The following is a 14,172-nucleotide window of genomic DNA, read 5'->3' as shown; positions in this document are numbered from 1 at the left end:
ACCTCACTAGTTCCAATTGCACAACGTTTCGAAGCCGAAGGCACGAAGCCACCGTCACTAGATCAGACGGCACCGACAGGACTGGCCCGTTGCACCCTACGAAAGTGGCTAACGGTTCTCCACACGCGAGAAACACCAGGTCAGAGTACCAAGGTCGCAGAGGCCGATTTGTCTGAGCCGGAAGTCCGACCCACCGCCCAGACGCGATCGTCGTCGCGCCCAGGGCACGGACCGCTTGTTCGTCGAGCCGTGGCGGCGCGACCTGCAGGATTCAGTTGCGAGCGTCGAAAGCGCGTAAGCGTCCGGTGTCTCGACCAATTCCCGTAAGCCGTGGCCTCGCGGCCAACGATGTCAGTCGTTGGCCTGGCCGGGCCCGTCGCGGAGCGCCTGGTCGCGGCGACTCTGCACCGCGGGCGGCAGCTCATCGGCGGCGGCGATGATCCCCTCGGCCTGCGCGAGCGCGTTGATCGCGTTGCCGATCGGCTGCGTGCGCTCGAATCGGCGTCGATCTCGGCCTCGGTCATCGTCTCGTCGTTGTCCACGCCCACCAGTAGATCGCGTGCAGATGGCGGCGCACAGCGAATCGAGAGAACAAGCACCCGCCAGCCACCGGCCGGCGGGTGCTCGTGTCGCAAGTCAGAGGAAGATCGTTGTGCGCGACTCCGCGTCGTAGCGCATGACATTGAGTCGACCGGTGTCCTCCACACGCCCGTCGAGGTAGATGTGGCCAGCATCGACATAGGGCTCCCAGCAGCGCATCCGCCCCTCACGGGCGTGCAGCGGGCCGACACCGACGTGTCCGGCGACGATGACCTTGCCGACCGACGTGGGGCCGAGCGACGGCGGGAACTTTTCGGTGAAGATCTCGGCGGTCGTCATTGATGCCCACATCGGTCCCGCCTCCTCGTCGACGCCTGCGTGCACGTAGATGTGCGAGTCGGCCTCATGGTGCAGCGGCAGTTCCCGCAGCCAGGCGATCAGATCGTCATGACGAGCAATGGTCTCGCGATTGATGGCACCGTTGACGACGTCGATGGAACCGCCCGCCAATTCGGCGACGGCCTGCTCGATGATGGCTGTCGGCAGGAACGAGCGGACCGTGACGAGCCCAGTGGCGGCCAGCAGCCAGGTGGGGTCGCCGTCGTCGGCGCCGAGCCAGTCGAGGAGCCACCGCTCATGATTGCCGGCGAGCGCGACCACCTGGTCGGGGCGGGCGTCGCAGAGGTCCTTGACGGCGGCGAGCACACCGGCGCTGTCGGGACCGCGGTCGACGTAGTCACCGAGGAACACGAGCTGGGTCGACGGGGCGGAGATGTCGACCTTGGTCAAGGCGTCTCGCAGCTCGTCGAGGCAACCGTGGGTGTCGGGAATGGCGTAGGTGATGGTCACAGGTTCCCCCTCTATATATAAGGCTCAGTTTTACTTGCATGTGCAAGTAATTAACCGGCCGGGGTGTTCGCCGGCTGCCGTGAGCAGAGAAGGGGCTCGCCCGCGGATCGCGAAGATGGCTAGACCGGGATCTAAACCGTAGCCATCGAGAGGATTGATCGGTTCACGCAGGTCAAGTGCGCGCAGTAGGGATCGAACCTACGACCGTTGGTTTACGAGCCTGACTTCGATCAAACTCCTGGTCACCATGGCTTGCAGGACCTTCTCCACCGTGCAGAACCGCGTGGTCGAGCCGCATCCAGTCACCGCCATCGGCGGTCAGTCGATCACCGGATCATCATCTGGGCGATCGGTCGATGACGGCCCGAGAAGTTCGTGGATCGACTTCATACCGGCGGGCACTTGCGTCATGTCGGTACCGGAGAGGTCGATGCCCAGGTCACCCACGTAGGCCTGCCCCGGAAGCGTCCACTCAGGCTCGGTGACGACCACGTCGACGGTGAAGGCGTCCTCGGGCAGCGACAACTTCCCTTGCTCGACAAGAAACCGGATGTATGCGAGTGATTCGATCGCGACGACCGCTATCCCGGAGCACACATGCACCGCGGCCTGGTAGCGGTCGCGCGCATCAAACTCGTCGAAATCCGGTAGGTCCCCGTGGACCGAGTCCTGGTAGAGCCATGCGTAGGCGAGATCGAGGTCGGTGGCGCGATCGACCGCTTCCGGGCTCGACACGTCGCCGACGGCGACGTTGTAGGCGCGGGCCTTGCCGCCACGGGTGTTTCGGTGGCGTTCTGTGGCCGTCGCCCAGTCGGCGCGCATCTTCGCGTTCCCCCGCCCGATGCGATCGTCCGTCAGATCGGTCAGTGCGTCGAGAGAGTCCATGACTTTCTGGTGGCCGAGGGCATCGTTTTCGAGCGTCATCGGCCGCAGACACGCGGCCAGGGACTCGAACGCCACCTCGTCGGGGCAGGCTGATGACCCGCTCCACGCCCATCGGGGTCCCGTCGGTGCGCTCATAAATCCTGAGCTTGATCTCGGTCGAGCAGAGCTTGCGAATCCGCTCACCGTCGTCGTCGATCAGCGGGTGGGCTTCGATGCGGCGCAGGCGACGACCGAACGCTGCTATCCGGTCGGTGTCGTCGACTGGCGGCTTGCTCATGCACCGATAGTGCCACCCGGATCGCGGGGCGCGGCCGCAGCACGACCCTCATATGCATGAAGCTCAATTTTACTTGCGCGTACGCAAGTACACCTGTCGCATCGTCCAACGGAGCTAGCACCCCTAGCTGTCCCGCCAATTGCATTAGAGGGTCCATTAAAGGGTTCAGGCCCCTACCAGATCCCTCCGGTAGGGGCCTGACCTGCTGTTATGGTGCACAATCAGGGACTTGAACCCCGAACCCCGAACCCGCCGATTATGCGCGCCTTCTCCATCTTGAACATCTACCCATCGCGTCTGTATAATTCCTGGTCAGAGCTTCTTTGATCTTCACTACGCATCAGGCCGTCCACCTAATCTGTCCGGGTCTTGGGGCATTGGCGACCCACCGGCGGGGCTCTGGAGATGGAGCCCGGCGGGGCACGTAGCCGGGCACGGGCGCGCTCATGGGGAGTCGGTCGCCGCCTGCTGGAGAAGCTTCTGCGCGGTCCGAACTACCAGCACCGTTCCCTGGGCGGCTGCGAACGCGTCAACGTCCGCGACATCTCCGTGAGTGACCTTTTGAGCCAGTGCCCAGACAGCCCGCATGGTGGTGCGCAGCTCGGACTTGTCGCGCCCCTTCGCGTAGCACGCAAGGAACAGGTCGAACCACGCTTTCGCGTCGGCAGCTTTCGGAGCTTCCGTGCCGAGTGGCACGAGATCGGGATCCTGGATGAGCTTTCCGAAGTCGATAAGGATCTCGCGGCTGCGTCGGCCCACATCTTGCCAGTCGTCACGGTCACGGGCCGTAGAGTATTCATCTACAAGGTTAGTGATGCGACGGTCGATGTTCTCCCAGTTCGGGGGAGGGTCGGTCAAGCTGGGATCGACGACGCCGCCTCGTGCTTCCAGAGCGTCGAGATTGCCGAGTGCTTCCCGGGTCAAGGTTCCGACGTAGGCGCGTCTCGACTGGTACGTGTCCAGATTTGTTGAGTAGTAGCCGTACCAGTCCCAGAGTGAGTCCCACGGGAAGGGAAGCGGGAGCCCGAGCCTCTGGAAGTTGCCGTTAAGGACGCGCGCGCTGCGTTGGTACCGCCGGTCTTCGTCCTGGATTCGCGGTCCTCCGGTGCCCACGCTCACGATCAGATTGGCTTGGTCCTGTAAGAGCCGTCGGACCGCATCTCGATCGAGCTCGTCGACCGGGCTGTTTCGCGCAGAGTCGAACAGGTTGTCAATTGCATCGGACACAGGCACAGCCTTGCATGCGTTCGAAGGATCGGCGTCTTGTTCGCGTCGTCTTCCTGGTGACACTGAGTCTGCTCAGCGGTTCATTCTTCGTGTGTGGGTGGGGTGGTGCATCATCATGGTGTGGCCATTTCGATCCCTGCACCTGTGGAGACCTCCGTGCTCCGCTGGGCGCGCGAGTCCAGCGGATACTCGCCGATCGCAGCCTCGCGCAAGATGTCGTTGCCGGATGACCGAGTGGCGCAGTGGGAAGCTGGCGAGGCCGTCCCGACCATCGCCCAGCTTCGCAAGGCAGCGGAGGCGTACAACCGGTCGTTGGCCGTGTTCTTCCTCGCTGAGCCACCGGTCGGGTTCGACACCCTTCGCGACTTCCGTCGGCTCGATGAAGTCACCGCGGGCGACTGGAGCCCTGGACTGCACGACGAATTTCGGCGTGCCCACACGCAGCGCGAGTTCGCGCTGGAGCTGGCAGAGACCGAGGACCGAGGGATACCGGCCGAGTGGAATCTGCGGCTGTCGGCGGATGATGTCGAGGCCGCGGCGCAGCGGATCAGGGACGTGCTCGGCACCGTCGGCCCTCTGGCCGTCCCGCCAGCATCGAACGATTCGTACGCCCACCTGAACGCCTGGATCGCCGCCGTTGAAGCCAGCGGCGTGCTGGTCCTCGCGACAAGCCGCGGCGGCGTCGAGGTGTCCGAGATGCGTGGAATGTCCCTGTACTTCGACGTGCTCCCGGTGATCGTCCTCAACGGAAGCGATACCGTCCGACCTCGGCTGTTCTCACTGCTGCACGAGTTCGCGCACCTCGCGTTGCACACGGAGGGGCTGTGCGATGTCACCGCCGACGACCGACCGCGCACCGAGAACCGCCAGGTGGAGACCGTCTGCAACGCGATCGCCGCAGCTGTGCTCATGCCTCGCTCGGCTGTGCTCGCGCGCCCCGAAGTGATCGCGCGGAGCGACGTGCCCACGTCGTGGGACTACGACAACCTCCGGCCGGTCGCTGCGCACTTCGGCGTGAGCCCCGAGGCGTTCCTGCGACGACTGTCCACGCTGGGCGTGGTCCCGATCGAGTTCTACCGGCAGCGTCGCGCTGAGTTCTCGGCGGCGTTTGACGAGGAGGCCGCGCGTAAGAAGCCGAAGAGCGGCAACTGGTACCGAAACACGGTGCGAGACCTCGGAAAGGCGTACGTCCGCGCGGTGACCGACGCGCACCGACGGCGAGTGATCGATAGCAACACCGCGGCGGTGTATCTCAACGCGAAGGTGGGGCAGATTCAGGAACTCGGCGAGTTCGCGCAGCTCGGGAGCAGTGAGAGGTGACGCTGTACTCGTTCGACACGAGCGCGATCCTCAACGGACGCCGTGACCTGTTTCGCCCCACGGTGTTCGTCGGCTTGTGGACGCGCATCGAGGAAGAGATCGCACGCGGTGACATCCGCGCGGTCGATGAGGTACAGCGCGAGCTATCGAAGCGTGACGACGACGCGAAGCAGTGGGCCGATCAGCAGCCTGATCTGTTCTGCCCTCTGTCGCAACAGATCCAGGACGGCGCGCGGCAGGTTCTCAGCCTCTACCCGAACCTCGTCCGGCAGGGCGGCAAACGGAGCGGGGCCGATCCGTTCGTGATCGCGCTCGCGCTGGTCACCAAGGGCACCGTGGTCAGCGAGGAGACGGCCTCCGGGAACTTGACCAAGCCCCGTATCCCGGACGTTTGCAGCGATCTCGGAGTACCGTGTGTGACCTTCATGGGCTACATCGAGGCTCAGGGCTGGGAGTTCCACTAGCAGCGAGCCGAGGTGGCCGACACGGCCGTGTTGTCCGCCATAAGGGACTCGAACCCCGAACCCGCTGAGTGTATGCGGTGCAAAACCGTTCTCGCACACGCAAGTGGCTCAGCGCTTCCATGCGATACCGACTGTCGCATGGTCGAAACCCTTACGCCCGCGAGGCGCCGGCCTAACAGTCACCGTCAGCAGCGCCTCGATCACCAATCGCTGACCGGCCAGGTCTGCGCCGAGAAAGGCCCCAGTGGGATCCTCGGTGCCCAACAGCGGGACGCTGACGGCACCGCGCGACAGTGCAAGCGACTGACGCTCAAGGTCTTCTATTTCGGCGCGCGCAGCGTTGCGGACGCGTTTGAGGTCGACGGCCTCGATCGCTTCGGCGGCATAATCTCGCTCGGCACGCGCAATCCGTGCATGCTGGACATCTAAAGCGGCGAGCACGCTGGTCAGCTGGGGTGAGGTAGCGGCGGTAACAGTGGTAAACGCATCCGGCTCTGACAGGCGTGCGACGACGATTTTGGTCACGTAATCGTCAATCGCGACACCGGTGCGGTTGACGTGCCCGTCGGTGCGGCACCGGTAGCCGCGGGAGCTGCCACGCAGCGGAAGGTTGCAGACACCGCAGAGGTAGAGCCCGGAGCCAATATGCCTACGTGCGGTACCGACGTTGTTTGTCACGCGACGAGCGTCGTCAAGCTTGGCCTGGACAGCCTGCCACGTCGTAACGTCGACGATCGGATTCCATTGTCCCATAATCGGCTGACCGTCGTCATCGAGGACGAGCTGGTCGCGCCACGAGCGACGACGCGAGCGCTTGCGGTCCTCGTCGGTGGCGGTGCCGCTGTCGAGCCTGCGCTGCTTCTCAGCGTTGTCAGCCACAGCCTTCCGGCGGTCCTTCTTCTGCGTGTAGACGCTGTATCCGCAGTAGCGCGGGTTTCGAAGGATCTCAAGCACTGAGGATTCTGGCCAGGGCGCGTCCGGCGCGCACGGGGCTGGGCGCAGAGCCTGCCGCTTCTCATTCGGCAGCTTGCGATTCGCCTCACGGCGCAGAGAATTACGCTCCTGATTGAGGGTGTAGCTGTGCCGCGGGAGCTGCGGCACAGCAAAGTGGTGCTCGTCGGAATCGCCCGACAAAGCTCGGGCGATTCCACGCAACGTGCCCTTCTCCCCAAGAAACGCCGTATACATGGCGGCGACAGCGTGCGCTTCAGCGGGAATTTGGTCGCCAGCTATGTCGTATCCGAGCGGGCGGACCCCCTTGGGTGGTCGCCCTTGCCTGGCCCGTTGCTGGTGCGCAGCCTTCTGACGCGCACTCTTACGCTCCATCTCGGCTCGCGCCACCGCCGCTTTAATCCGCGCATACATACGTCCGCCGTCGGTGGACAAGTCAGCGTCACCGTTCGCGGTCACCAAGGCGAGGCCGCGCTCTTCGGCGCGGTCGATCCAGTCTTCGAGTTGTCGAGGCTGGCGGGTGAGCCTGTCCAGATCCCAGCAGACAATCGCGTCAAACGCGCCGGACTCCCAGTCAGCCACCATGCGGTCGTAGCCCGGCCGTGCCTTGGTCTTGTCGGTCGCCGACTTCGACACATCGACATACGTCTCCACGACGCCCCAGCGGCGAAACCGGGCGAGGTTCTCGCAGTCCTCGCGCTGACGTTCGATCGCCAAACCGTCAGCCTCGCGGTCCTGCGAGATCCTCAGATAGATCACACATCGAGTCGGAACTTCGGCATTTCCGCTGGTAGGCGTCACGCCACCATCTTACTTCTTAGATGGCACTCCGCTGCGGAATTCGACCACGTCGCCGTCGGCCATGACGTAGTCCTTGCCCTCCATGCGGACCTTGCCCGCAGCCTTGGCATCGTTCATGGAACCGGCCGCGTCGAGATCATCGAAGGAGACGATCTCGGCCTTGATGAAGCCTTTCTCGAAGTCCGTGTGAATGACACCGGCAGCCTTGGGCGCGGTGTCGCCTCGCCGGATAGTCCACGCACGCGACTCCTTCGGGCCCGCCGTGAGGTACGTCTGCAGACCGAGCGTGTGGAAACCGGCGCGAGCGAGCTGATGCAGACCCGCCTCGTCCTGACCGATCGACTCGAGAAGCTCCATAGCATCCTCGTCATCGAGTTCGAGCAGTTCGCTCTCCACCTTCGCATCGAGGAAGACGGCGTCCGCGGGCGCGACCGCAGCGCGCAACTCGTCCTTACGTCCCTCGTCGGTGAGGACGCTCTCGTCGGCGTTGAACACGTACAGGAACGGCTTCGCCGTCAGCAGATGCAGTTCGCGGACCGACGACAGGTCGAACGAGTCCTTCGCCGAGAACAACGTCTTGCCGCTGTCGAGGATCTCCTGCGCCTTCTTCGCCGCATCGACCAGGGCCGCGAGATCCTTGTTCTTGCGGGCGTCCTTCTCCAGACGCGGCAACGCCTTCTCGAGCGTTTGCATGTCCGCGAGAATCAACTCGGTCTCGATCACCTCGATGTCGGCGCGCGGGTCGACGCGGCCGTCGACATGCACGACGTCGTCGTCGGCGAACACCCTAACCACCTGACAGATCGCGTCGGCCTCACGGATGTTCGCGAGGAACTGGTTGCCCATGCCCTCACCTTCGGAGGCACCCTTCACGATGCCCGCGATGTCGACGAAGCTGACCGTCGCGGGCAGGATCCGCTCACTGCCGAAGATCTCCGACAGCCGATCGAGACGAGAATCGGGCAGCTCGACGACGCCCACGTTCGGTTCGATCGTCGCGAATGGGTAGTTGGCGGCCAGCACGTCATTGCGCGTCAGCGCGTTGAACAGGGTCGACTTTCCGACGTTGGGCAGGCCGACGATTCCGAGGGTAAGACTCACGGGTGTCGAGTCTATCCGTCGCCTGCGGCCCTCGCCGCCGCGGCGTCCTCCTCGGCCACCTTCTCCCCCGCGGCCGTGCCTATCTGGTCCACGATGTACCGGAGCGCGACGGCCAGACACGACACGGCGGGAACCGCCAGGAAGGCGCCGGTGATCCCGTACAGCGTGCCGCCGAGCGTCACCGAGAGCAGAACGATCACCGCGTGTAGATTCATCGATTTGGCCTGCAGCCACGGCTGCAGCACATTGCCTTCGAGCTGCTGCACCACAAGAATGATCCCGAGAACGATCAGCGCCTTCGTCACACTCGCCGACACCAGTGCGATCAGCACAGCAAGCGCGCCCGCGACGAACGCCCCGACGATCGGGATGAATCCGCCCAGGAACGTGATCACGATCAGCACTCCCGCGAGCGGGACATTCAAGATCAGCAGCCCGGCGCCGATCAACGCCGCGTCGACGAAACTCACGATCGCCTGAGTTCTGATGAAGCCGCCCAACGTGTTCCACATCTGCAGCAGCACTTCACCGAGGTGCGACCGCTCCGGAGCGACGCCCATCGTGCGGTTGAGCCACGGAATGAAACGCGGGCCGTCCTTCAAGAAGAAGAAGACGAGGACGATCGTTGCGAACAAGGTGACGAGAACCGAGGTCGCAACACCGACTCCGCTGAACACGCCCGAGGCGATGGCGGTCGCGCTCTGCTGCAATTTCGCGGTGATCTCATCGACGAAGGAACTGATCTGCTCATCGCCGATGTTCAACGGCGGCCCCTGTGCCCAGTCCTGAACCTTCTGGATACCGTCCACCGCCTTGTTCGCCAGGTCCGGCGCCTGATCGACGATCGACGGAACGATGAGACCGATGACACCCCCGACCACGCCGAGCGCCAATAGCACGACCACGATGACGGCCGCAGCGGGCGGCACCCGCCGTGCACGCAACCAGCGGACCGGCGGCCACAGGACAGTGCAGACGATGATCGCGAGGACCACCGGCAACAGCACGACCCAGAACTTGGCGAGCACGATCATCAGGACATACAGGAACGCCAAGACGAGGATCATCTGAAGGCAGACGATCGACGTCGACCGCAGACCGGCCAGAAAAACTCGACCGCGAGTCGGGTGGTTGCGCACTTGAACCGTGCGCTCGGCGACGTCAACGGGCTCGGCGTCGCCGGCAGGCTCAGCGTCGTCGGCAGGCTGGTTAGGCTCGTTCACGCCCTCATCGTCACACAGGGATACGACAAAAGGCGTACGGCGCACCGCCGTGTCTGATTCCCGCTAGACGACGCCTCGATCAGATGACAGCGTTACAGGTGTGACCACGACGCTCGCTACCGCTCCGCTCGACTTCGACGGCTGTTACCGCGCACTCGCTGCCCGCGACACTCGGTTCGACGGACAATTCGTGACGACGGTGCTGACGACCGGAATCTATTGTCGGCCATCGTGTCCCGCACGGACGCCGAAGCCGGGGAATGTCCGCTTCGAGCTGACGGCCGCGGCGGCGGCGGCCCGCGGCTTCCGCGCCTGCCGTCGATGCCTGCCCGACGCGACCCCCGGATCGCCGCTGTGGAACGTCCGGGCAGACCTCGTGGGTCGAGCGATGCGTCTGATTGCCGACGGCGTCGTCGACCGCGACGGAGTCGGCGGACTCGCGGCCGCCCTCGGGTACACCGAACGTCACATCAGCCGAGTGCTGTCCGCCGAGCTCGGAGCCGGAACGCTCGCTCTGGCGCGGACACATCGCGCGACGTCGGCGCGCATGCTCCTGACCGGAACGAACCTGCCGATCGGCGACGTCGCGTTCGCCGCGGGCTTCTCGAGCATCCGCCAGTTCAACGACACGATCCGGGAACTCTACGACGCGACGCCGAGCGGCCTGCGCGCGTCCCGCGGCCGCACCGGCGACCCGAGCACAGGCGACCGGATCACCCTCCGCCTCCCGTTCCGACAGCCGTACGACACCGCATGGACGCTCTACGGTCTGGCGGCACACGCCGTCGACGGGCTCGAGCACTGGGACTCGACGACATTCGAGCGCACACTGCGTCTGCCACACTGCGCCGCCTCGGTGCGCATCACCATCGCCTCAGACCACGTCTCCGCGGCGTTCGAGCATCTGGACATGCGTGACCTCGGTGCGGGCGTCAACCGTGTTCGACGCCTCCTCGACCTCGACGCCGACCCCGTCGCCGTCGACGAAGCACTGAGCCGTGACCGCAGACTTCGCCCGCTGGTGACCGCTCACCCCGGCATTCGCATCCCGGGCAGTGTCGACGGCGTCGAGACCCTCATCCGCGTGATGATGGGTCAGCAGGTGAGCGTGAAGGCCGCGCGCACACGCATCGCACGACTCGTCGCCGAGCTGGGTGAACCCACCGGATGGCCGGACGAGGCGGGCCGCCCGAACCGGCTGTTCCCGACCGCCGCAGCCATCGCCGAACACGGCCCAGCAGTGTTGACCGGCCCCGCCCGGTCGATCCGATCGATCACCGCCGCCGCAGCCTGTGCACAACAGATGGAACTGCACCCGGGGGTCGATGCGTCCAACTTACGAGCGGACCTGATGCGGCTGTCCGGCATCGGCGACTGGACCGCAGACCAGGTCGTGATGCGTCTGACCGGCGATCCGGACGTCCTCACCCGCCGCGATCTCGTGATCGATCGTGCTCTCGCCGACCTCGGCGCGCGCCCGGACGACACGCGATCATGGCGGCCGTGGCGGTCGTACGCGTCGATGCATCTGTGGCGGCACCGGCTCGCTCACCTGGTCGACGATCCCGTCGCACCACGACCACTACCGAGGGGAACCACGCCATGACAATCGAAACCGCCACGACAGCCGCAAGGACCACGCCGGCCGCAACGTTGCACTGGTCCGGAGTCGATACTCCCGACGGGCGCTTCACCGCCGTGTTCGACGACGCAGGCACCGTCTTCGCGTCCGGATGGACCGACGATCCCGACTATCTGCGAGTCCTCATCGCGCCGCCCCTGCGGACCGACGAGATCACCGAGGTCGACGGCGGCGACGTCATCGCCGCGGTAGACGCGTACTACGCAGGAGACCTCGCCGCACCCTCGCAGATTCCCGTGCAACAAACGTCCGGACCGTTCCTGACCGCCGCATGGGCGGCGTTGCGGGAGGTTCCCGCCGGCGGGCCGGTCACCTACACACGGCTCGCTGAACTCGCGGGCAACGCCGCCGCGGTCCGGGGCGCGGCGTCATGCTGCGCGCGGAACGCCGCCGCTCTGTTCGTCCCGTGCCACCGTGTGGTCCGGACGGACGGGACGCTCGGCGGCTTCCGGTACGGCCTCGACGTGAAGCGGTCCCTGCTCGACCGGGAGGCTGCCGCGGCCACCTGACGGTGACCGCCGGAATCAGCTCGCCAGAACTGGTTCCTGCACGGAATTGTCGGAGGGCGGGTCCATGATGGCGATATGACTACGATCGCAGCCGTCATCGGACCCGTCTGCCTCGTCGTCGGGGTGCTCCTCGGCTGGTTCGGCCACAGTCGTGCGATCCGCGACCAGCCATCGACGATGCCTCCCGACGCGCTCGTCGCGCCGCTGCGCGACACGCTGGGACACCTGTCGGAGGAACTGCGCCGATCCGAACACAACCGAGTGCACGCGTTCGCCGGGCTCAGCGAACAGGTACGCGGCATGCAGCTGACGTCGCACCGATTGCACGAGCAGACCGCGAAACTGGCAGGCGCGCTGCAAGCACCACAGATCCGCGGCCGGTGGGGCGAGATCCAGCTGGAGCGGGTCGTCGAACTGTCGGGCATGTCCCGGCACTGCGACTTCGCGACCCAGGTCCACGGCCGAACGCCGGACCGCGTGGTCCGTCCCGACTTGGTGGTGCACTTGGCCGGCGGGCGGACGATCGTCGTCGACGCGAAGGCGCCGCTGCAGGCGTACCTCGATTCGACGTCACCAGGCCTGACTGCGGATGCTGCCCGCGACAAGATGGCCCGGCATGCTCAGGCCGTCCGCGCACACATCAATTCGTTGTCGGCGAAGGCGTACTGGGCTGCGCAGACGAGCACTCCCGAGTTCGTCGTCCTGTTCCTTCCCGGCGACGGCGTACTCGACGCGGCCATGGCCCACGATCCGGATCTGCTCGACTACGCGTTCGCGCGCGACGTCGTCCTGGCCACCCCGGGAACTCTGATCGCGCTACTGCGCACCGTGGCGCTCGGGTGGCGCCAGCACGCGATCGCCGAGGACGCGGAACAGATCCAGATGCTCGGCCAACAGCTCTACCAACGGATCGATCAGGTTCTGGGACATCTGGAGAAGGTCGGCTCGGCGCTGCGGCGCACCGTCGAGAGCTACAACTCGGCGGTCGGAGCCATCGACTCCCGGCTCGGGGTGACGGCACGAAAACTCGCCGAGATGGAGGCACTCGCCGTGTCGACCGGTCGGACGAACAGTACGGACAGATCGCCCAGGCCCGTGGACGCCACGGTGAGATCCGCATCACCGAATCTGTGATGCGCTGGGAACTCGCGGGCGGGGATAAACCGGCTCGGCCCCGGTAACCGGTACCGTCTAAGTGTGTTTTCCCGATCCCCGAGCGGCTCCGCCCTGCCCGCCGACCAGCAGTCCGTCGTACCGACCGTGCGCGGACTGCCCTGGTGGGGCGCGGTCCTTCTGGCGACGGTCGTCACGTTCTTCGGCGCGCTCATCGACTCCGCTCCGTCCGGTGAGCTCGGCCGCGTCTTCAAGATCGTCTTCATCATCGGTTGTGTTCTCGCGGCGCTCGCGGTGCGACGTCGCGCGATGTTCACCGCGGCGGTGCAGCCACCGCTGATCGCGTTCGTCACCGGCCTCATCACGCTGTACCTCGAAGCAGGCGACGCAGCATCGGACAAGAAGACCCTGATTCTGAAGATCGTGCTGCCGATCGCCACGAGCTTTCCGTGGATGCTGATCGCGTTTGTGCTGAGCCTCGCCGTCGTGCTCGCACGTCTGTTCCTCACCGGCCCACCGTCCAAACGTCCGTTCGGCGGCTTCGGTGGATTCGGCGCGAAGACTGCGGCACGCAAACCGATTCGCGAGACCCAGAAGTCCAAGCCCCAGAAGTCCAAGACTCAGAAGTCCGAGCCCCAGAAGTCGAAGACTCAGAAGGCCAAGACTCAGAGGCCCAAGACTCAGGGCTCACAGCCCCAAGGCGCCACGTCTTCCAAGTCGCAGTCCCCCAAGTCGCAGTCCCCCAAGTCGCAGTCCCCCAAGTCGCCGGCCAAGAAGTCGCCTGCCCCGACATCCACGGGTGGCGACTCGAAGCGCACCGCTGCGGCGGCACCTCCGAAGAAGGCTCCCGCCGATCAGTCTGCGGCGAATGCGCCGTCGACGAAGGCGCCGCCGACGCCTACCCGCAGGCCCCGCCCGCGGCCCGCAGCCGAACCCGCATCGAGCTCCGACCGCGGCGCAGCCCAGCGCGAACCCGTCCGTCGACCGCGCCGGACGAATCCCGCGGAGGCTCCCGCACCGCGGTCAGCCGCGCGTCCGAACCCGGCTCCCGCCGATGCTGCTGCGGTTCCCACGGAGCGGCAGACCAAGCGGCCCGACCGTCGACGTGCGCAGCCCGAGAAGATCCCGGCCCGCCCGCGCCGTACCGCTGGCCAGCAGCTTCGCGAACGGGGTGCGATCGAGGACCTCACCGCAGGCCTCGACGACTGACTCTCGTCCCACTCCAACGGTCCGCATGTCCGACACGCTCACGGGTGCCGATGCGGCCCAC

General features: G+C 65.6%; 11 protein-coding genes and 1 pseudogene. 6 read left to right on the top strand and 6 right to left on the bottom strand.

Annotated features, from left to right (window positions below; all coding sequences use genetic code 11):
* Positions 1 to 636: 636 nt before the first annotated feature.
* The 3 genes from L5G28_RS08480 to L5G28_RS08470 form a co-directional block, all read right to left on the bottom strand.
* Positions 637 to 1,389, bottom strand: a complete 753-nt coding sequence (locus tag L5G28_RS08480) for a metallophosphoesterase (protein WP_237001142.1) — start codon at positions 1,387 to 1,389, stop codon at positions 637 to 639.
* Positions 1,390 to 1,707: 318 nt separating this feature from the next.
* Entirely contained in the window at positions 1,708 to 2,409 is a 702-nt protein-coding gene (locus L5G28_RS08475; protein ID WP_237001141.1) for a hypothetical protein, read from the bottom strand.
* A gap of 586 nt (positions 2,410 to 2,995) precedes the next feature.
* Positions 2,996 to 3,784, bottom strand: a complete 789-nt coding sequence (locus L5G28_RS08470; protein ID WP_237001140.1) for a hypothetical protein — start codon at positions 3,782 to 3,784, stop codon at positions 2,996 to 2,998.
* A 109-nt stretch (positions 3,785 to 3,893) separates the two neighbouring features.
* On the opposite strand from L5G28_RS08470, the pseudogene L5G28_RS08465 reads away from it, so the two are divergent.
* Positions 3,894 to 5,098: pseudogene (locus L5G28_RS08465) on the top strand (XRE family transcriptional regulator).
* On the top strand, positions 5,095 to 5,562 hold the full coding sequence (locus L5G28_RS08460; protein WP_237001138.1) for a DUF4411 family protein: 468 nt from the start codon (positions 5,095 to 5,097) through the stop codon (positions 5,560 to 5,562). The pseudogene L5G28_RS08465 and the gene L5G28_RS08460 overlap by 4 nt, the downstream one beginning before the upstream one ends.
* A gap of 108 nt (positions 5,563 to 5,670) precedes the next feature.
* On the opposite strand, the gene L5G28_RS08455 is transcribed toward L5G28_RS08460, so the two are convergent.
* Genes L5G28_RS08455 through L5G28_RS08445 form a run of 3 tightly spaced genes read right to left on the bottom strand, consistent with a single transcriptional unit; the run spans position 5,671 to position 9,638 of the window.
* Positions 5,671 to 7,272, bottom strand: coding sequence for a recombinase family protein (locus L5G28_RS08455; RefSeq protein ID WP_237001137.1), 1,602 nt, complete (start codon positions 7,270 to 7,272; stop codon positions 5,671 to 5,673).
* Positions 7,273 to 7,323: 51 nt separating this feature from the next.
* Positions 7,324 to 8,415 carry a redox-regulated ATPase YchF gene (gene ychF, locus L5G28_RS08450; RefSeq protein WP_237001136.1) on the bottom strand — a complete coding sequence of 364 codons (1,092 nt, stop codon included), beginning with the start codon at positions 8,413 to 8,415 and terminating at the stop codon, positions 7,324 to 7,326.
* A gap of 11 nt (positions 8,416 to 8,426) precedes the next feature.
* Positions 8,427 to 9,638 carry an AI-2E family transporter gene (locus L5G28_RS08445; protein WP_237001135.1) on the bottom strand — a complete coding sequence of 404 codons (1,212 nt, stop codon included), beginning with the start codon at positions 9,636 to 9,638 and terminating at the stop codon, positions 8,427 to 8,429.
* A gap of 100 nt (positions 9,639 to 9,738) precedes the next feature.
* On the opposite strand from L5G28_RS08445, the gene L5G28_RS08440 reads away from it, so the two are divergent.
* From L5G28_RS08440 to L5G28_RS08425, 4 genes are all read left to right on the top strand, one after another.
* The gene (locus L5G28_RS08440) at positions 9,739 to 11,244 is read left to right on the top strand and encodes an AlkA N-terminal domain-containing protein (protein ID WP_237001134.1); all 1,506 of its coding nucleotides are present in this window, start codon (positions 9,739 to 9,741) and stop codon (positions 11,242 to 11,244) included.
* Positions 11,241 to 11,789 carry a methylated-DNA--[protein]-cysteine S-methyltransferase gene (locus L5G28_RS08435; RefSeq protein WP_237001133.1) on the top strand — a complete coding sequence of 183 codons (549 nt, stop codon included), beginning with the start codon at positions 11,241 to 11,243 and terminating at the stop codon, positions 11,787 to 11,789. Before L5G28_RS08440 ends, L5G28_RS08435 begins: the two co-directional genes overlap by 4 nt.
* 75 nt (positions 11,790 to 11,864) lie before the next feature.
* Positions 11,865 to 12,923 carry a DNA recombination protein RmuC gene (locus L5G28_RS08430; protein WP_237001132.1) on the top strand — a complete coding sequence of 353 codons (1,059 nt, stop codon included), beginning with the start codon at positions 11,865 to 11,867 and terminating at the stop codon, positions 12,921 to 12,923.
* A 63-nt stretch (positions 12,924 to 12,986) separates the two neighbouring features.
* Positions 12,987 to 14,111, top strand: coding sequence for a DUF6542 domain-containing protein (locus tag L5G28_RS08425; protein ID WP_237001131.1), 1,125 nt, complete (start codon positions 12,987 to 12,989; stop codon positions 14,109 to 14,111).
* The last annotated feature ends 61 nt before the right edge of the window (positions 14,112 to 14,172 follow it).

Origin of the sequence: Gordonia liuliyuniae (assembly GCF_021739025.1) — a bacterium.
GTDB classification, from domain to species: Bacteria; Actinomycetota; Actinomycetes; order Mycobacteriales; family Mycobacteriaceae; genus Gordonia; species Gordonia liuliyuniae.
The sequence above is the reverse complement of the archived record's forward strand: the minus strand, read 5'-3'. Positions and strand labels throughout refer to the sequence as shown.

Bases quoted from the DNA above. Each gene is read 5' to 3' on its own strand.
- L5G28_RS08475 (WP_237001141.1), bottom strand. From the start codon at position 2,409: ATGAGCGCACCGACGGGACCCCGATGGGCGTGGAGCGGGTCATCAGCC.
- L5G28_RS08435 (WP_237001133.1), top strand. From the start codon at position 11,241: ATGACAATCGAAACCGCCACGACAGCCGCAAGGACCACGCCGGCCGCA.
- L5G28_RS08430 (WP_237001132.1), top strand. From the start codon at position 11,865: ATGACTACGATCGCAGCCGTCATCGGACCCGTCTGCCTCGTCGTCGGG.